Origin of the sequence: Stenotrophomonas sp. EMP41, assembly GCF_047495535.1 — a bacterium.
GTDB lineage: Bacteria > Pseudomonadota > Gammaproteobacteria > Xanthomonadales > Xanthomonadaceae > Stenotrophomonas > Stenotrophomonas sepilia.
In genome coordinates this window covers 3,864,593-3,879,503 of the sequence record NZ_CP179923.1, presented here as the reverse complement: position 1 = coordinate 3,879,503, position 14,911 = coordinate 3,864,593, and the positions used below count along the sequence as shown (strand labels likewise).

At 69.2% G+C, this 14,911-nt stretch carries 15 protein-coding genes; all 15 read left to right on the top strand.

The genetic code is table 11. The features are described from left to right. The first annotated feature begins 6 nt into the window (after nt 1-6). Genes ACMGRF_RS17795 through ACMGRF_RS17725 form a run of 15 tightly spaced genes read left to right on the top strand, consistent with a single transcriptional unit; the run spans nt 7 to nt 14,819 of the window. On the top strand, nt 7-558 hold the full coding sequence (locus ACMGRF_RS17795; protein WP_049416044.1) for a membrane protein: 552 nt from the start codon (nt 7-9) through the stop codon (nt 556-558). Further along, nucleotides 551-2,236, top strand: coding sequence for an AMP-binding protein (locus ACMGRF_RS17790; protein ID WP_099485695.1), 1,686 nt, complete (start codon nt 551-553; stop codon nt 2,234-2,236). The genes ACMGRF_RS17795 and ACMGRF_RS17790 overlap by 8 nt, the downstream gene beginning before the upstream one ends. Next, nucleotides 2,226-2,996 carry a glycosyltransferase family 2 protein gene (locus tag ACMGRF_RS17785; protein WP_099485698.1) on the top strand — a complete coding sequence of 257 codons (771 nt, stop codon included), beginning with the start codon at nt 2,226-2,228 and terminating at the stop codon, nt 2,994-2,996. The genes ACMGRF_RS17790 and ACMGRF_RS17785 overlap by 11 nt, the downstream gene beginning before the upstream one ends. 1 nt (nt 2,997) lies before the next feature. Then, nucleotides 2,998-3,939: an acyltransferase gene (locus ACMGRF_RS17780; RefSeq protein ID WP_049416012.1), complete on the top strand. Its 942-nt coding sequence runs from the start codon at nt 2,998-3,000 to the stop codon at nt 3,937-3,939. Beyond that, nucleotides 3,929-5,479, top strand: coding sequence for an HAL/PAL/TAL family ammonia-lyase (locus tag ACMGRF_RS17775; RefSeq protein WP_049416016.1), 1,551 nt, complete (start codon nt 3,929-3,931; stop codon nt 5,477-5,479). The genes ACMGRF_RS17780 and ACMGRF_RS17775 overlap by 11 nt, the downstream gene beginning before the upstream one ends. Continuing rightward, complete coding sequence (locus ACMGRF_RS17770) at nt 5,466-5,897, top strand: acyl-CoA thioesterase (protein WP_005420298.1); 432 nt, start codon at nt 5,466-5,468, stop codon at nt 5,895-5,897. Before ACMGRF_RS17775 ends, ACMGRF_RS17770 begins: the two co-directional genes overlap by 14 nt. Beyond that, entirely contained in the window at nt 5,894-6,523 is a 630-nt protein-coding gene (locus ACMGRF_RS17765; protein ID WP_049438269.1) for a LolA family protein, read from the top strand. Before ACMGRF_RS17770 ends, ACMGRF_RS17765 begins: the two co-directional genes overlap by 4 nt. Further along, a complete protein-coding gene (locus ACMGRF_RS17760) occupies nt 6,516-8,870 on the top strand; it encodes an MMPL family transporter (protein ID WP_111096667.1) in 2,355 nt (784 codons plus the stop codon). The genes ACMGRF_RS17765 and ACMGRF_RS17760 overlap by 8 nt, the downstream gene beginning before the upstream one ends. A 53-nt stretch (nt 8,871-8,923) precedes the next feature. Further along, a complete protein-coding gene (locus tag ACMGRF_RS17755; protein ID WP_049416022.1) occupies nt 8,924-10,174 on the top strand; it encodes an NAD(P)/FAD-dependent oxidoreductase in 1,251 nt (416 codons plus the stop codon). Continuing rightward, entirely contained in the window at nt 10,162-10,719 is a 558-nt protein-coding gene (locus ACMGRF_RS17750) for a DUF3261 domain-containing protein (RefSeq protein ID WP_180880138.1), read from the top strand. Before ACMGRF_RS17755 ends, ACMGRF_RS17750 begins: the two co-directional genes overlap by 13 nt. After that, nucleotides 10,716-11,900, top strand: a complete 1,185-nt coding sequence (locus ACMGRF_RS17745) for a beta-ketoacyl-[acyl-carrier-protein] synthase family protein (RefSeq protein ID WP_134956203.1) — start codon at nt 10,716-10,718, stop codon at nt 11,898-11,900. The genes ACMGRF_RS17750 and ACMGRF_RS17745 overlap by 4 nt, the downstream gene beginning before the upstream one ends. Continuing rightward, nucleotides 11,897-12,352, top strand: coding sequence for a hypothetical protein (locus ACMGRF_RS17740; RefSeq protein ID WP_099485706.1), 456 nt, complete (start codon nt 11,897-11,899; stop codon nt 12,350-12,352). Before ACMGRF_RS17745 ends, ACMGRF_RS17740 begins: the two co-directional genes overlap by 4 nt. Further along, nucleotides 12,349-13,080: a 3-ketoacyl-ACP reductase FabG2 gene (locus ACMGRF_RS17735; RefSeq protein ID WP_111190458.1), complete on the top strand. Its 732-nt coding sequence runs from the start codon at nt 12,349-12,351 to the stop codon at nt 13,078-13,080. The genes ACMGRF_RS17740 and ACMGRF_RS17735 overlap by 4 nt, the downstream gene beginning before the upstream one ends. Continuing rightward, a complete protein-coding gene (locus tag ACMGRF_RS17730; RefSeq protein WP_414485442.1) occupies nt 13,080-14,318 on the top strand; it encodes a beta-ketoacyl-ACP synthase in 1,239 nt (412 codons plus the stop codon). The genes ACMGRF_RS17735 and ACMGRF_RS17730 overlap by 1 nt, the downstream gene beginning before the upstream one ends. 60 nt (nt 14,319-14,378) lie before the next feature. Then, a complete protein-coding gene (locus tag ACMGRF_RS17725) occupies nt 14,379-14,819 on the top strand; it encodes a hypothetical protein (protein ID WP_005420284.1) in 441 nt (146 codons plus the stop codon). The last annotated feature ends 92 nt before the right edge of the window (nt 14,820-14,911 follow it).

Sequence of the window (14,911 nt, the reverse complement as noted above, 5' to 3'; positions counted from 1 at the left end):
TTCGCCATGGCTCGCGCACGTACCGTCGTGGTGGCAGCGATTTCGCTTGCCTACCCGCTGCTGGTGTACCTGGCGATGGGCCGCTTCGAGCCGCGCTGGCTGTCGCTGCTGCTGTTCACCCTGGCCCTGCTGCGTGCGCTGAGCACGCGCCAGCCGTTGTGGTGGGCCGCCGCCGCCGGCACCGGCCTGCTGGCGGTGCTGGCCACCGTGCTCAACCAGGCCCTGCCGCTGAAGCTGTACCCGGCGCTGGTCAATGCGGTGATGCTGGCGGTGTTCGGCACCAGCCTGCGCTTCGGGCCGCCGTTGGTGGAGCGCCTGGCGCGGCTGCAGGAGCCGGACCTGCCCCCGTTCGCGGTGGCCTATACCCGCCGCGTCACCCAGGTGTGGTGCGGCTTCTTCGTTCTCAACGGCAGCCTGGCCCTGCTGACCGCGCTGTACGCGTCGGACCGGGCCTGGATGCTCTACAACGGATTGTTGGCGTACGTGATGATGGGCGTGTTGTTCGCAGGTGAGTGGCTGGTGCGGCGGCGGGTGAAGGCGGCGCACGCGCATGGCTGAGTGGATTGCCCTGGACCGGCTGCTGCTGGAGGCGCGGCCGCAGCGCAGCGTCGGCCTGTGCGACGGAGACATGGTTGACCACGCCTGCTTCCGCCAGCGCGTGCTGGGCTGGCGCGCCGCCTTTGCGGCGGCCGAAGGCCGCGACTGGGCCCTGTATTTCGATGACGCCGTGGCCTTCGCTGCGGCGCTGTTCGGCGCCTGGCATGCCGGCAAGCGGGTGTTCCTGGCCGCTGACAACCTGCCGGCCACGCTGCAGGCGCTGCAGCCGCAGGTGAGCGGTTTCGCGGGCGACGTGTCGGCCGACTACCGCCCGCTGGCGGCGCTGGACGCCGCACTGGACGACGAACTGCAGGCGCTGGACGAGCGCGCCTGCGAGCTGTGCGTGTTCACCTCCGGCAGCACCGGCCAGCCCAGTGCGATCGGCAAACGCCTGGACCAGCTGGCGCGCGAGGTGGAAGCGCTGCAGGCCGCGTTCGGTGCGCAGCTGGATGGCGCGCAGGTGCACGGCACGGTGTCCCACCAGCACATCTACGGGCTGCTGTTCCGGGTGCTGTGGCCGCTGGCTGCCGGCCGCCTGATCCATCCGCGCCGGTTCTTCCACGAAGACCTGGTGGGCGCGCTGGCCGGTACCGACACGGTGCTGGTGGCGACGCCGGCCCATCTCAAGCGCCTGCCCGAGCAGCTCGACTGGGCCAGCCTGCATGGCCGCCTGCGCGCGGTGTTCTCCTCCGGTGGCCCGCTGCCGGAGGACGCGGCGCGACAGGTGCGGCAGTGGTTGGGCGTGGCTCCGACCGAGGTCTATGGCAGCAGCGAAACCGGCGGCATCGCCTGGCGCCGCTGGGACACCGACCTGCCGCCGTGGCAGCCGCTGCCGGGTGTGCAGTGGCGGATCGACGACGGCTGCCTGGCGGTGGCCTCGGCGCATCTGGAAACCCCCGGCTGGTGGCGCACCCAGGACCGCGTGGAAGCTTTGGCCGATGGCCGTTTCCGGCTGCTGGGCCGCGCCGACCGCATCGTCAAGATCGAAGAGCGCCGCGTCTCGCTGGATGCGCTGGAACGCGCGCTGCGCGAAGACACCGAAGTGGATGACGTGCGCGTGCTGGTGCTGCCCGGGCAGCGCGAGCAGCTGGCCGCCGTGGTGGTTCCGGCCGATCCGGCGCTGCTGGAGGGCGGCGACGCCGCGCGCCGTGCGCTGGGCCAACGCCTGGGCGCGCGCCTGGCGCATGCGCATGACGCGGTGACCCGGCCGCGCCGTTGGCGCCTGGTGCAGGCGTTGCCGATCAACGCGCAGGGCAAGGTGACCCAGGCGGCCTTGGCGACGCTGTTCCAGCCACTGATGCCGGTGCCGGTCTGGGACCGCCGCGACGCCGCCAGCGCCACGCTGCGCATGACCCTCGACCCGGCGCTGCGGCCGTTCCAGGGCCACTTCCCGCAGGCGGCGATCCTGCCCGGTGTGGCGCAGTTGGACTGGGCGATGCGTTTCGGCCGCCAGGCATTTGCGATGCCGCGGGCGTTCCTGCGCATGGACGCGGTGAAGTTCCAGCATGTGGCCCGCCCCGGCGATGAGTTGACCCTGCAGCTGGACTGGGATGCCGCACGCAACGTGCTGGCCTTCCGCTATACCTCCAGCCACGGTGTGCATGCCAGCGGCAAGGTGGTTTTCGCCGATGCGGACTGACCCGGCCGTTGCCGGTGCCGCGTTCGCGCCACTGGTAGTGATTCCCGTCTACGACCACGAGCACGCCATCGTGGCGGTGGTCGACGGTGTGCAGGCCGCTGGCCTGCCTTGCCTGCTGGTCGACGATGGCTCGCATGACGCGTGCGCGGCGGTGCTGCGTACGCTGGCACAGCGCCAGGGCGTCGACCTGCTGCGCCTGGACGCCAACCAGGGCAAGGGTGGGGCGATGCTGGCCGGTTTTGCTGAAGCCGGCGCGCGTGGCTACAGCCACGTGCTGCAGATCGACGCAGACGGCCAGCACGATACCGCTGATCTGCCACGCTTCATCGAGGCCGCGCGTGTGCATCCCGACGCGGTGATCTGCGGCATTCCGGCCTACGACGCCAGTGTTCCCAAGGCACGCCTGTATGGCCGCTACGCCACCCACGTCTGGGTCTGGATCAACACGCTGTCGCTGCACCTGCGCGACACCATGTGCGGCTTCCGCGTGTATCCGCTGCCGCCGGTGCTGCGCCTGATCGGTGAAGAGACCATCGGCCGGCGCATGGATTTCGATACCGAAGTAATGGTGCGCCTGTACTGGCGCCGGCTGCCGGTCGAGCACCTGGCCACGCGCGTGACCTATCCGTCCGATGGCGTGTCGCACTTCGATGTGTGGCGCGACAACGTGCGCATCAGCCGCATGCATACCCGCCTGTTCTTCGGCATGCTCTGGCGCGCACCGCGGCTGCTGTGGCGCCGCCTGCAGGGGCAGCGCTGAGATGGCGACCGCGCAGGACGCCCCGCACTGGGCCGACATCGGCGAATCGACGTCGGTGGCCGGCGTGCTGTTCCTGTGCTGGGTGCACCGCTGGTTCGGGCGCTGGCCATTCCGCCTGTGCGCGTGGCCGGTGGTGGCCTGCCATTGGCTGGGCAACCGTGTGGGGCGACAGGCCTCGATGCAGTACCTGCAGCGGCTGCAGGCATACAGCGGTGTGCTCGGCCGCGCGCCGACCCGGCGCGACAGCCTGCGCCACTTCTTCGCCTTCGCCGACACGATGCTGGACAAGATCCTCGGCCTGGGCGGGCGCTACCCGGCCGACCGTATCCACCTGCACCGCGACCTGGTGCTGCAGAAGATCGCGCGCCGCGAGGGCGGGCTGATCCTCACCGCGCACATCGGCTGCCTGGAGCTGTGCCAGGTGCTGGCCGAGCAGGTGCCGGGGTTCCGCATCACCGTGCTGGTGCATACCGCCCACGCGCAGCGCTTCAACCGTCTGCTGCAGCGGCTGGACCCGCTGGCGGCGGTGGAACTGGTGCAGGTGACTGAAATGGGGCCGGCCACGGCGGTGATGCTGGCCGAGCGCGTGGCGGCGGGGGGCTTCGTTGCCATCGTCGGCGACCGCACGCCGGTGCAGGGCGGTCGCAGCGTCACCGCCGATTTCCTCGGCCATCGCGCGCCGTTCCCGATCGGCGCCTATGTGCTCGCCGCGGCGCTGGGCTGCCCGGTCTACACCATGGCCTGCCTGCACGAGGGCGATGGCTATCGGGTGGCATTCGAACAATTCGCCGAACGCATCGTGCTGCCGCGTGGCTCGCGCGACGCCGCGCTGGCCGAACAGGCACAGCGCTTCGCGCGCTGGCTGGAACTCCAGGTCATCCAGTCCCCGTTGGACTGGTTCAATTTCTTCCCCTTCTGGGATCAGGCTCCGCATGACGACTGACGCCGTACCCGTGTGCCGCTTTGGCGACGCACCGTTGACCATCGAAGACGTGGTTGCCCTGGCCCAGCGCCAGTGCGAGGCCGCACTGAGCGAGGCGCCGGCGTTCCGCGCGCACATCCAGCGCGGTGCCGACTTCCTCGACCGCCTGTTGCGCGAGGATGGCGTGATCTACGGTGTGACCACCGGCTACGGCGACTCGTGCACGGTGAACATCCCGCCGGCACTGGTGGCTGAACTGCCGCACCACCTGTACACCTACCATGGCTGCGGCCTGGGCCGTTACCTGGACCCGGTCGAGACCCGTGCGGTGCTGGCTGCGCGCCTGGCGTCGCTGGTGCGCGGCATGTCCGGCGTCAGCGTGCCGCTGCTGGAAGGCCTGGCCACGCTGCTGCAGCACGACGTGCTGCCGATGATCCCGGCCGAAGGCTCGGTGGGGGCCAGTGGTGACCTGACGCCGCTGTCGTACGTCGCGGCGGTGCTGTGCGGCGAGCGCGAGGTGCTGCACGACGGCCGCGTGCAGCCGGCGGCCGAAGTGCTGGCGAAGATCGGCATGACCCCGCTGAAGCTGCGGCCGAAGGAAGGCCTGGCGATCATGAACGGCACAGCGGTGATGACCGGCCTGGCCTGCCTGGCCTGGCAGCGCGCCGACTACCTGGCACGGATGGCCACGCGCCTGACCGCGTTCAACGTGCTGGCCAGCGACGGCAACGCGCACCACTTCGACGAAACCCTGTTCGCGGCCAAGCCGCACCCGGGCCAGGGCCGCATCGCCGCGCGCCTGCGCAGCGACCTGCACAGCGAGCGTCCGCCACGCAATGAACAGCGCCTGCAGGACCGCTATTCGCTGCGCTGCGCGCCGCACGTGATCGGCGTGCTGGAGGACAGCCTGCCGTTCCTGCGCCAGCTGATCGAAACCGAACTGAACAGTGCCAACGACAACCCGCTGATCGACGCCGACGGCGAGCGCATCCTGCATGGCGGCCACTTCTACGGCGGCCACATCGCGCTGGCGATGGACACCCTGAAGAACACCGTGGCCAACGTTGCCGACCTGCTCGACCGGCAGCTGGCGCTGGTGGTGGATGCCCGTTACAGCCATGGCCTGCCGGCCAACCTGTCGGCGGCAACCGGCCCGCGCGCGGCCATCAACCATGGCCTGAAGGCGCTGCAGATCAGCGTGTCGGCCTGGACTGCCGAAGCGCTGAAGCAGACCCTGCCGGCCAGCGTGTTCTCGCGTTCCACCGAGTGCCACAACCAGGACAAGGTCAGCATGGGCACCATCGCCGCGCGCGATTGCCTGCGCGTGATCGAACTGACTGAACAGGTGGTGGCCGCGATGCTGATCGCCGCCCGCCAGGGCCTGGCGCTGCGCGAACGGGTTGGCCTGAACGCGCAGCTGCATGGCAGTCTGGCCGGCATGTACGCCGACCTGGGGCAGCGCATCGCCCTGGTTGAAGAAGACCGCGCGCTGGATCGCGAACTGCGGGAACTGCTGGTGGAGATCCGCGCGCAACGTTGGGAGCTGTATGCCGGTGAATGAGGCTATTGAACGGGTTGGCGAAATTGCGTTGACCCCCGCCTTCCATGACTGCGATCCGATGAACGTGGTCTGGCATGGCAACTACTTCAAGTACTTCGAGATCGCGCGCTGCGCGCTGCTCGGGCGCTACGACTACGACTACCCGCAGATGCTCGAATCGGGCTACCTGTGGCCGGTGGTCGATGCGCGGGTGAAGTACGTGCGCCCGCTGCTGTTCAACCAGGCGCTGCGCGTGATTGCGCGCATCGTGGAATGGGAGAACCGGCTGAAGATCGAGTACGAGATCCTTGATGCGGAAAGCGGCCAGGTGCTGACCCGTGCGATGACCATCCAGGTCGCGGTGGACGCGGCCAGCAGGGAAATGCTGTACCAGTGCCCTCCAGTACTGTGGGAACGGCTGGGAGTGCCTGCACCGTGAACACCCTTGCCCGTCTTTCGAGCGTGCTGCTGTGCGCACTGATCTTCATTGCCGCACCGCAGGTGCAGGCGGCCGACCCCGCCATGGATGCGATCACCCAGGCGGTGGCGCAGCCGGACGTGCTGCGTGGCCAGTTCAGCCAGGAAAAGCAGGTCAGCGGCTTCAGGAACCCGCTGCGCTCGCAGGGCCAGTTCGTGGTCGCGCGCCAGCATGGCGTGATCTGGACCACGCTCAAGCCGTTCCCCTCCGAAGTGGTGGTCACCGCCGACCGCATCCTCAGCCGCCAGCGCGATGGCAGCACCCGTGTCGAGCTCGATGCGCGGCAGCAGCCGGCGATGCGTTCGGTGAACGCGATCATGTTCGCGCTGATGAGTGGCGACGTGCAGGCGCTGTCCGGCCAGTTCAACGTGGCGGCCAGCCGTGAAGGGCAGGGCTGGCGGCTGCGCCTGACGCCGAAGTCGGCGATGCTGGCCAAGGCCTTCCAGTCGCTGACCCTGCAGGGTGACCGCTACGTGCGCCAGGTCGAGATCGTCGAGGCCAACAAGGACCGCACGCAGATCCAGTTCAGTGCACTGAGCGAAGCACCGGCCACGCTCACCGCCGACGAGGCGCGCCGCTTTGAGTGAGGGTGCAGCATCGAACGGGCCGGACCGGTTGCGGCGCTGGTGGCACTGGCTGGGCATCGCCTGGCTGGTGCTCCTGCTGGTGTTGGGCGCGCAGCAATGGCGCCTGTGGAGCCAGCAGTCGCGTATCGACACCGACATCCTCGCCCTGCTGCCGCAGGACGCGCATGACCGCCTGTTGAGTGACGTCACCCGGCGCATCGCTGATGGCAGCTCGCGGCAGGTGGTGGTGCTGCTGGGCAGCAAGGATGGCGCCGCCGCCAAGCGCGCACAGGCGGCGTTCGCTGCGGCGATGGCGGCGGATGCCGACAGCGCGTTGCTGGTGCCCAGCGGTTCGATCGAAGGCTGGTTCGACGAGGCGCGCGCGTTCTACGCGCCGTACCGCGACCGCCTGCTGACCCCGGCCCAGCGCGAGCAGCTGCAGGGCAGCGAGCCGGGCGCGCTGGCCGAGCAGGCGTTGGCTGCGCTGTACGGTCCGATGGGCGCCCCGCGCCTGACCGATTGGCGCCAGGACCCGCTGTCGCTGTGGCCGCAATGGTGGCAGCAGCAGGCGCAGGGGTCGGGGCTGCGGCTGGGCGATGACGGCCTGCTCGAAGCCGAGGGCAGGCATTGGGCCGTACTGCAGTTCGATACGCCGGGGTCGGCGTTCCAGCTGGATGGCGAGCGCCATCTCGATGGCCTGCTGGAACGTGCCGGGCAGGCCGCCAGGGCGGCGGCGCCGGAACTGGAAATCCTGCATGCGGGTGTGCCGCTGCACGCCGAAGCGGCGGCGGTGCAGGCCAACCAGGAGATCAACACGATCGGCTGGGGCTCGCTGGCCGCAGTGCTGCTGCTGGTGTGGCTGGCGTTCCGTTCGCTGCGCCCGATCCTGCTGGTTGCCGCGTCGCTGCTGATCGGCTGTGGCGTGGCGCTGGCGGTGACCGTGCTGGTATTTGGCAAGGTGCATGTGCTGACCCTGGTGTTTGGTGCGTCGCTGGTGGGCGTGGCCGAGGACTACGGCATCCATTGGTTCGCTTCGCGCCAGGCCGAACCGGCTGATCGTCGCTGGAAACTGCTGCGGCACCTGCTGCCCGGCCTGTGGCTGGCCCTGCTGACCAGCGCGCTGGCCTACCTGGCACTGGGCCTGGCCCCGTTCCCGGGCCTGCGCCAGATGGCACTGTTCTCGGTGGTCGGCCTGGCCGCCGCCTTCCTTACGGTGATTTTCTGGTTCCCGTGGCTGGATGGCGGCGAGATCCGCCAGACCCGTTTCTCGCAGTGGCTGGGCAACACGCTGGAGCGCTTCCCGCGCCTGCAGGGGCGCCGGCCGGTGATGGTGTTCCTCGGTGCCACCGTGGTGCTTTCGGCCATCGGCATCGCCCGCCTGCACAGCGACGACGACCTGCGCAGCCTGCAGTCCTCGCCGCCCGCGCTGATGGCACAGCAGATCCGCTTGAGCCAGCTGTTGGGCATGCCCAGCCCGGCACAGTTCTACCTCGTGCAGGGCACCGACGCGGCGCAGCTGCTGCAGCGCGAAGAGGCGCTGACCGGACGCCTGCGTGCGCTGGCCGCCGACAAGCGCATCGGCGGTTACCGCGCGATCAGTGACTGGCTGCCGTCGCCGGCACGCCAGCAGGCCGACGCCGCGCTGACCGCCAAGGTGGAACCGGGCGTGCTGCAGGCCGTGTCCGATGCGGTCGGAGAACCCTTGCCGCGCCCGGACTTCGCCACCACGCCGCTGACGGCCGAAGCGTTCCTGGCCTCGCCGGCCTCGCAGCCGTTCCGGCACCTGTGGGTGGGCCAGGTCGGCGGGCAGATGATCAGCGTGGTGATGGTCGATGACCTGTCGCGCGCCGATGCGCTGGCCACCCTGCGCGGGGCGGCCGAGGGCCTGCCCGGTGTGCGCTGGGTGGATCGCACCGCCGACTTCTCGCAGCTGCTGGGCCACTACCGCAAGCTGATGGGCGGGCTGCTGCTGGTCGGCATCGTGCTGGTGTTCGGCGCGCTGTGGCTGCGCTACCGCCGCCAGGCCTGGCGCGTGTTCGCGCCGACCCTGATTGCCGGCGCATTGACCTTGGGCCTGCTGGGCCTGTTCGGCCAGCCGCTGCAGCTGTTCAACGTGCTGGCACTGATGCTGTTGCTGGGCATGGGCATCGACTACGGCATTTTCCTGATCGAGCACCGCGGCGACGCCAGTGCCTGGCTGGCCGTGTGCGTGGGCGCGGCCAGCACCTGGCTGTCGTTCGGCCTGCTGGGCCTGTCGCAGACCCCGGCGTTGCGCGCGTTCGGCCTGACCCTGCTGTTCGGCATCGGCCTGGTCTGGCTGATCTCGCCGCTGTTCCGTCCGCCGCCGCACGATCTGCCGCCGGCCTGAGCCTGTTTTCCGACTTCCTTCTTTCCACTTGATCGAGCAACAAGGACGCACCGATGAACACTGCTGTGGATGCTGTCGAACGTACTGAAATCCTGATCATCGGCGCCGGCCCGGCCGGTTCCGTGGCCGCAGCGATGCTGCGCCAGCAGGGCCGCCAGGTGCTGATGCTGGAGCGCCAGCAGTTCCCGCGCTTCTCCATCGGCGAAAGCCTGCTGCCGCAGAGCATGGAGTACATCGAGGCGGCGGGCCTGCTGCAGGACGTGGTCGAAGCGGGCTTCCAGCACAAGAACGGCGCCGCCTTCGTGCATGGCCAGGCACGCACTGCGTTCGACTTCAGGAAGAAGTTCTCGCCGGGTTGGGGCACCACCTACCAGGTACAGCGCGCCGACTTCGACAACGTGCTGGCACGCGGTGCCGAGCGCATGGGCACCACGCTGCGCTTCGGCGACGAAGTGCTTGCGGTCGAGCCGGGCGAGCAACCGGCGGTGATGGTGCGCCGCCCGGACGGCAGTGAATACCGCATCGAGGCCGATTTCATCCTCGATGCCTCCGGCTTCGCGCGGCTGCTGCCGCGGCTGCTGCAGCTGGAGTCGCCGTCCAACTTCCCGGTGCGCGGCGCGATCTTCTGCCACGTGCGCGACAACATTCCGGCCGAAGCGGACTTCGATCGCAACAAGATCCTGATCACCACCCACCCCGAGCACATTGACGTCTGGTATTGGACGATCCCGTTCTCCAATGGCTGCTGTTCGCTGGGCGTGGTCGCCGAGCCATCGTTCTTCGAGCGCTACGAGGGTGACGACCTGCAGAAGCTGCAGGCCATCGTCGGCGAGGACCCCAACCTGACCGGGCTGCTGGCCAACGCCGAATGGGCGGTGCTGCCGGTGCGCCGCATCACCGGCTATTCGGCCAACGTCAGTTCGCTGTGGGGGCCCGGCTACGCGTTGCTGGGCAACGCCGGCGAGTTCCTCGATCCGGTGTTCTCCTCCGGCGTGACCATTGCCTTCAAGTCCGCGCAGCTGGCCAGCGAATGCCTCAAGCGCCGCTACGCCGGCCAGGCCGTGGACTGGGAGGCCGAGTTCTCGATCCCGCTGCGTGCCGGCGTGAAGACCTTCCGGCGCTTCGTCGAAAGCTGGTACGAGGGCGGTTTCCAGAAGATCATCTACCACCCGCAACAGCAGCCCGAAGTGCGCGACATGATCAGCTCCATCCTGGCCGGCTACGCCTGGGACACCAACAACCCCTACGTGGCCGACGACAGCGGCCGCCGCATGCGCGTGCTGGAGCAGCTGTGCGGCGCCTGATCGCCCCTGCCACGTCACTGCTGCTGTGCCTGCTGCTGGCCGCCTGCGCCAGCCGCATGCCGAAGCCGCAGGTGGAACTGCCGCCCCTGCGCCTGGCGCCGGCCAGCCTGCCAGCGCCGCTGGCGCTGCAGCAGCAGCTGCATTTCCGCTTCGGCACGCATGAGCGCGATCTCGACGCGCTGCTCGAAGCCGACGCCCAGCAGGTGCAGCTGGCCGTGCAGGCGATGGGCCAGACCGGTGTGCGCCTGCAATGGGACGGCCAGCAGCTGACCCAGCAGCGCGCGCCATGGCTGCCACCGCAGGTGCGCGCCGAGCGCGTGCTGGATGACCTGCAGTTCGCGCTGTGGCCGACTGCGGCCATTGCCGCCGTTCTGCCGGCGGGCTGGCAGGTCAGTGATGATGGCCATCAGCGCAGCCTGTCGCGTGAGGGCACCGTGTGGCTGCAGCTGCAGCGGCTGGACGATGGCAGCGTGCAGCTGGACAACCGCGCCGAAGGCTATGCGCTGCGCATCGAATCGATCGACATGGCCGGGCCGGACCGATGAGCGCACCGATCTACCTGAACGACCTGGGCGTGGTCTGTGCACTCGGCGCTGGCCGCGCCGAAGTGACGTCGGCACTGTTCGCCGACGCGCCGGGCGGGCTCAGCGACAACGACAGCCTGTTGCCGGGGCGCACCCTGGCGCTGGGAGAAGTACGCACGCCGCTGCCGGCGCTGGATGATCTGCCGGTGGCCCTGCGCGGGCGCAACAATGCCCTGCTGGACGTGGCATTGGCTCAGATCGCGCCGGCAGTGGCCGCGGCGATCGCCCGCCATGGCGCCGAGCGCGTAGCGGTGGTGCTGGGCACCAGCACTTCGGGCATTGGTGAATCCGAGCAGGCATTGCGCAGCCATGCCGAACAGGGCCAGTGGCCGCAGGGCTTTGATTACGCCCAGCAGGAAATGGGCACCGCCGCGCAGTTCGTGCGCCAGCGCAGTGGCGCACAGGGGCCGGCATGGACCCTGTCCACTGCCTGCTCGTCCAGTGCCAAGGCGCTGATGTCGGCCGCACGCATGCTGCGCGCCGGCATCGTCGATGCGGTGATCGCCGGTGGCGCCGATTCGCTGTGCCGCTTCACCGTGGCCGGCTTCAGCGCGCTGGAATCGGTCTCGGCCCAACGCTGCAATCCGTTCTCGCAGCATCGTACCGGTATCAACATCGGCGAAGGCGCCGCGCTGTTCCTGCTCACCCGCGAACCCGGCCCGGTATGCCTGGCGGGGTGGGGCGAGTCGGCCGACGCCCACCACATGTCCGCCCCGGACCCGCAGGGCCTGGGCGCCATCGACGCCCTGCAGCAGGCGCTGCAGCGTGCTGGCTGGGCCGCCGGCGAAGTGGACTATGTGAACCTGCATGGGACCGCGACCGGCCACAACGATGCGATGGAAAGCCTGGCCGTGTCGCAGGTGCTGGGCAGCCACGTGCCGGCCAGTTCGACCAAGCCGTTGACCGGCCACACGCTGGGTGCCTCGGGTGCCATCGAGGCGGCGCTGTGCTGGATCGTGCTGGCCGAGAACCCGCAGCAGCTGCTGCCGCCGCACTGGTGGGACGGCGTGGCCGACCCGGCACTGCCGGTGCTGCCGCTGGTGGCGCCGGGCACGCGCCTTGCGCAGCCGCCGCGGCGGGTGCTGAGCAATTCGTTCGCCTTCGGCGGCAGCAATGCCGTGCTGGCACTGGAGCGTCGATGAACACGCTGTACGCGATCGAAGACGTGGTGCCGCACCGCCAGGACATGTGCCTGCTGGAGCGCATCACGCAGTGGGACCAGGACGCCATCGAGGCCGAACTGGTGGTGCCCGAGGCCGGCCTGTTCGTCGAGGATGACCAGGTGCCGGCATGGGTCGGCATCGAGTACATGGCACAGGCCATCGCGGCCTGGGCCGGTTGCCGCGCGCGTGCGGCCGACAGGCCACCGCAGCTGGGCTTCCTGCTCGGCAGCCGCCGCTACAGCAGCGCGCGCAGCAGCTTCCCCAGCGGTACGCGGCTGCGCGTACAGGCGCGCTGCGAGCTGTTGGGTGACAATGGATTGGGGATGTTCGCCTGCCGCATCCTGGCAGGCGAGGAAGAATGGGCGACAGCCAACGTGTCGGTGTTCGAACCGGCCGACGCGATGGCCTATCTGGAGAGTGGACAGGCATGACAGGGAATCGAGGCGTGCTGGTGACCGGCGCCAGCCGGGGCATCGGCCGGGCCATTGCGCTGCGCATCGCGCGCGATGGTTTCGACGTGGTGGTGCATTGCCGCAGCCGCGTGGATGAAGCACAGGCGGTGGTCGCCGAGATCCAGGCACTGGGCCAGCAGGCCCGCGTGCTGGTGTTCGACGTGGCCGACCGCGCGTCTGCGCGGGCCGCGCTGGAGGCCGATGTCGAAGCACACGGCGCGTACTACGGCGTGGTCTGCAATGCCGGCATCGCCCGCGATGGCGCCTTCCCGGCGCTGTCAGCGGACGATTGGGACCAGGTCATCCACACCAACCTGGATGGCTTCTACAACGTGCTGCATCCGCTGATCATGCCGATGGTGCGGCGGCGCAAGCCGGGCCGCATCGTCACCCTGTCGTCGGTCTCCGGACTGGCCGGCAATCGCGGGCAGGTCAACTACAGTGCCGCCAAGGCCGGCATCATCGGCGCCACCAAGGCCCTGGCGCTGGAACTGGCCAGCCGCCAGATCACCGTCAACTGCGTGGCCCCGGGCCTGATCGAGACCGAAATGCTCAACGACGAAGTGGTTGAACACGCGCTCAAGCTGATTCCCGCCGGCCGCGTTGGCCGGCCGGACGAAGTGGCGGCTACCGTGGCATTCCTGCTGTCCGAACCGGCCGGCTACATCACCCGCCAGGTGATCTCGGTGAACGGAGGCATGCTCTGATGGTCGCCGATCGTCGTGTGGTGGTCACCGGCGCCGCCGCCATCAGTCCACTCGGCCACGACTGGCCGACCATCGAGGCCCACCTGCGCAGCTGCCGCAACGCGGTGCGTGCGATGCCCGAGTGGGATGTCTATGCCGGGCTGAACACCAAGCTGGCTGCGCCGGCGCAGGACTTCGAGCTGCCGCCGAACTACAACCGCAAGACCACCCGCTCGATGGGCAAGGTCGCGATCATGTCGGTGCGCGCCACCGAGGTGGCGCTGCGCGAGGCCGGCCTGCATGAGCATCCGGTGCTGCGCAGTGGCCGTACCGGCGTGGCCTATGGCTCCTCGTCCGGCAGCCACGAGGCCACCGGCGAATTCGGGCGCATGCTCAACGAGTTCACCACCGACGGCATCAGCGCCACCACCTACCTGAAGATGATGAGCCACACCGCGCCGGTCAACATCGGCGTGTTCTTCGGCCTGTCCGGGCGCGTGTACACCACCTCCAGCGCCTGCACGTCGGGCAGCCAGGGTGTGGGCGCGGCCTATGAAGCCATCCGCAGCGGCAAGCAGACGGTGATGGTGGCCGGCGGTGCCGAGCAGCTCGATGCCACTGCTGCGGCGGTGTTCGACACGCTGTTCGCCACCAGCGTGCGCAACGACGCGCCGCAGACCACGCCGCGCCCGTTCGATGCCGGCCGCGATGGCCTGGTGCTGGGCGAGGGCGCCTGCACGCTGATCCTGGAAGACCTGGAACACGCGCAGGCGCGCGGCGCCACCATCCTTGCCGAGGTGGTCGGCTACGGCACCAACAGCGATGGCCAGCACGTCACCCAGCCCAGTGCCGACACCATGGCCCAGGCCATGCGCCTGGCATTGGAGGACGCCGGCCTGGACGCGGCGCAGATCGACTACGTCAACGCCCATGGCACCGCCACCGACCACGGCGACATCGCCGAGACCCAGGCCACCGCACAGGTGTTCGGCAGCCGCGTGCCGATCAGCTCGCTGAAGAGTTACGTCGGCCACATGCTGGGTGCCTGTGGCGCGTTCGAGGCCTGGGTGAGCATCCAGATGATGCGTGCCGGCTGGTTCGCGCCCACCCTGAACCTGGCCGAAGTCGACCCGCGCTGTGGCCAGCTCGACTTCATCACCGGGCAGGGCCGCGAACTGCAGGCCGAGTACGTGATGAGCAACAACTTCGCCTTCGGCGGCATCAACACCTCGCTGGTGTTCCGCCGCTGGAGCGAGTGATCCACTGCGCCAACACACCGTTCCCGTTACCCCCCGCACCCTCGACAAGGAGATGTTCCGATGCGCCGCACTCTCATGATCGCCACGGCTACCGCGCTGCTGGCCCTGACTTCCACCGCTTCCGCCCGCGACACGCGTGTCGAACAGTCCCTGCAGGAACTGGTCAATTCGCAGGCCGCCAAGGACGCCGGCATCGACGGCAGCGTGCGCTTCTACCTGGCCGGCCAGCCGGTCAGCGTGCAGCAGCGCCTGGGCGAAGACGTGACCAACAAGAAGACCAACGCCGCCAACAAGAGCGATGCCGAGGCCTGCCGCTGGGTTGCGCTGTCGGCACTGCGCGCGCTGCAGGACGGTGCCAAGTCGCGCGGCGCCAACGCCGTGGTCGACATTGTCAGCTATTACAAGAAGAACGAGTTCAAGAGCAGCACCAACTACGAGTGCTACGCCGGTGCCATCCTCGCGGGTGTCGCGCTGAAGGGCACCTACGCCAAGGTCAAGTAAGCGCCCGTGTGGCGGCGGCGCAGCCTGAACGTCGCCGCCACATTGCTGAACCCCGCAGGCGAAACGCCGCTGATCGCGCCGCCATCGTCGGC

Bases quoted from the DNA above. Each gene is read 5' to 3' on its own strand.
- ACMGRF_RS17795 (WP_049416044.1), top strand. From the start codon at position 7: ATGGCTCGCGCACGTACCGTCGTGGTGGCAGCGATTTCGCTTGCCTAC.
- ACMGRF_RS17790 (WP_099485695.1), top strand. From the start codon at position 551: ATGGCTGAGTGGATTGCCCTGGACCGGCTGCTGCTGGAGGCGCGGCCG.
- ACMGRF_RS17785 (WP_099485698.1), top strand. From the start codon at position 2,226: ATGCGGACTGACCCGGCCGTTGCCGGTGCCGCGTTCGCGCCACTGGTA.
- ACMGRF_RS17780 (WP_049416012.1), top strand. From the start codon at position 2,998: ATGGCGACCGCGCAGGACGCCCCGCACTGGGCCGACATCGGCGAATCG.
- ACMGRF_RS17775 (WP_049416016.1), top strand. From the start codon at position 3,929: ATGACGACTGACGCCGTACCCGTGTGCCGCTTTGGCGACGCACCGTTG.
- ACMGRF_RS17770 (WP_005420298.1), top strand. From the start codon at position 5,466: ATGCCGGTGAATGAGGCTATTGAACGGGTTGGCGAAATTGCGTTGACC.
- ACMGRF_RS17755 (WP_049416022.1), top strand. From the start codon at position 8,924: ATGAACACTGCTGTGGATGCTGTCGAACGTACTGAAATCCTGATCATC.
- ACMGRF_RS17745 (WP_134956203.1), top strand. From the start codon at position 10,716: ATGAGCGCACCGATCTACCTGAACGACCTGGGCGTGGTCTGTGCACTC.
- ACMGRF_RS17740 (WP_099485706.1), top strand. From the start codon at position 11,897: ATGAACACGCTGTACGCGATCGAAGACGTGGTGCCGCACCGCCAGGAC.
- ACMGRF_RS17735 (WP_111190458.1), top strand. From the start codon at position 12,349: ATGACAGGGAATCGAGGCGTGCTGGTGACCGGCGCCAGCCGGGGCATC.
- ACMGRF_RS17730 (WP_414485442.1), top strand. From the start codon at position 13,080: ATGGTCGCCGATCGTCGTGTGGTGGTCACCGGCGCCGCCGCCATCAGT.
- ACMGRF_RS17725 (WP_005420284.1), top strand. From the start codon at position 14,379: ATGCGCCGCACTCTCATGATCGCCACGGCTACCGCGCTGCTGGCCCTG.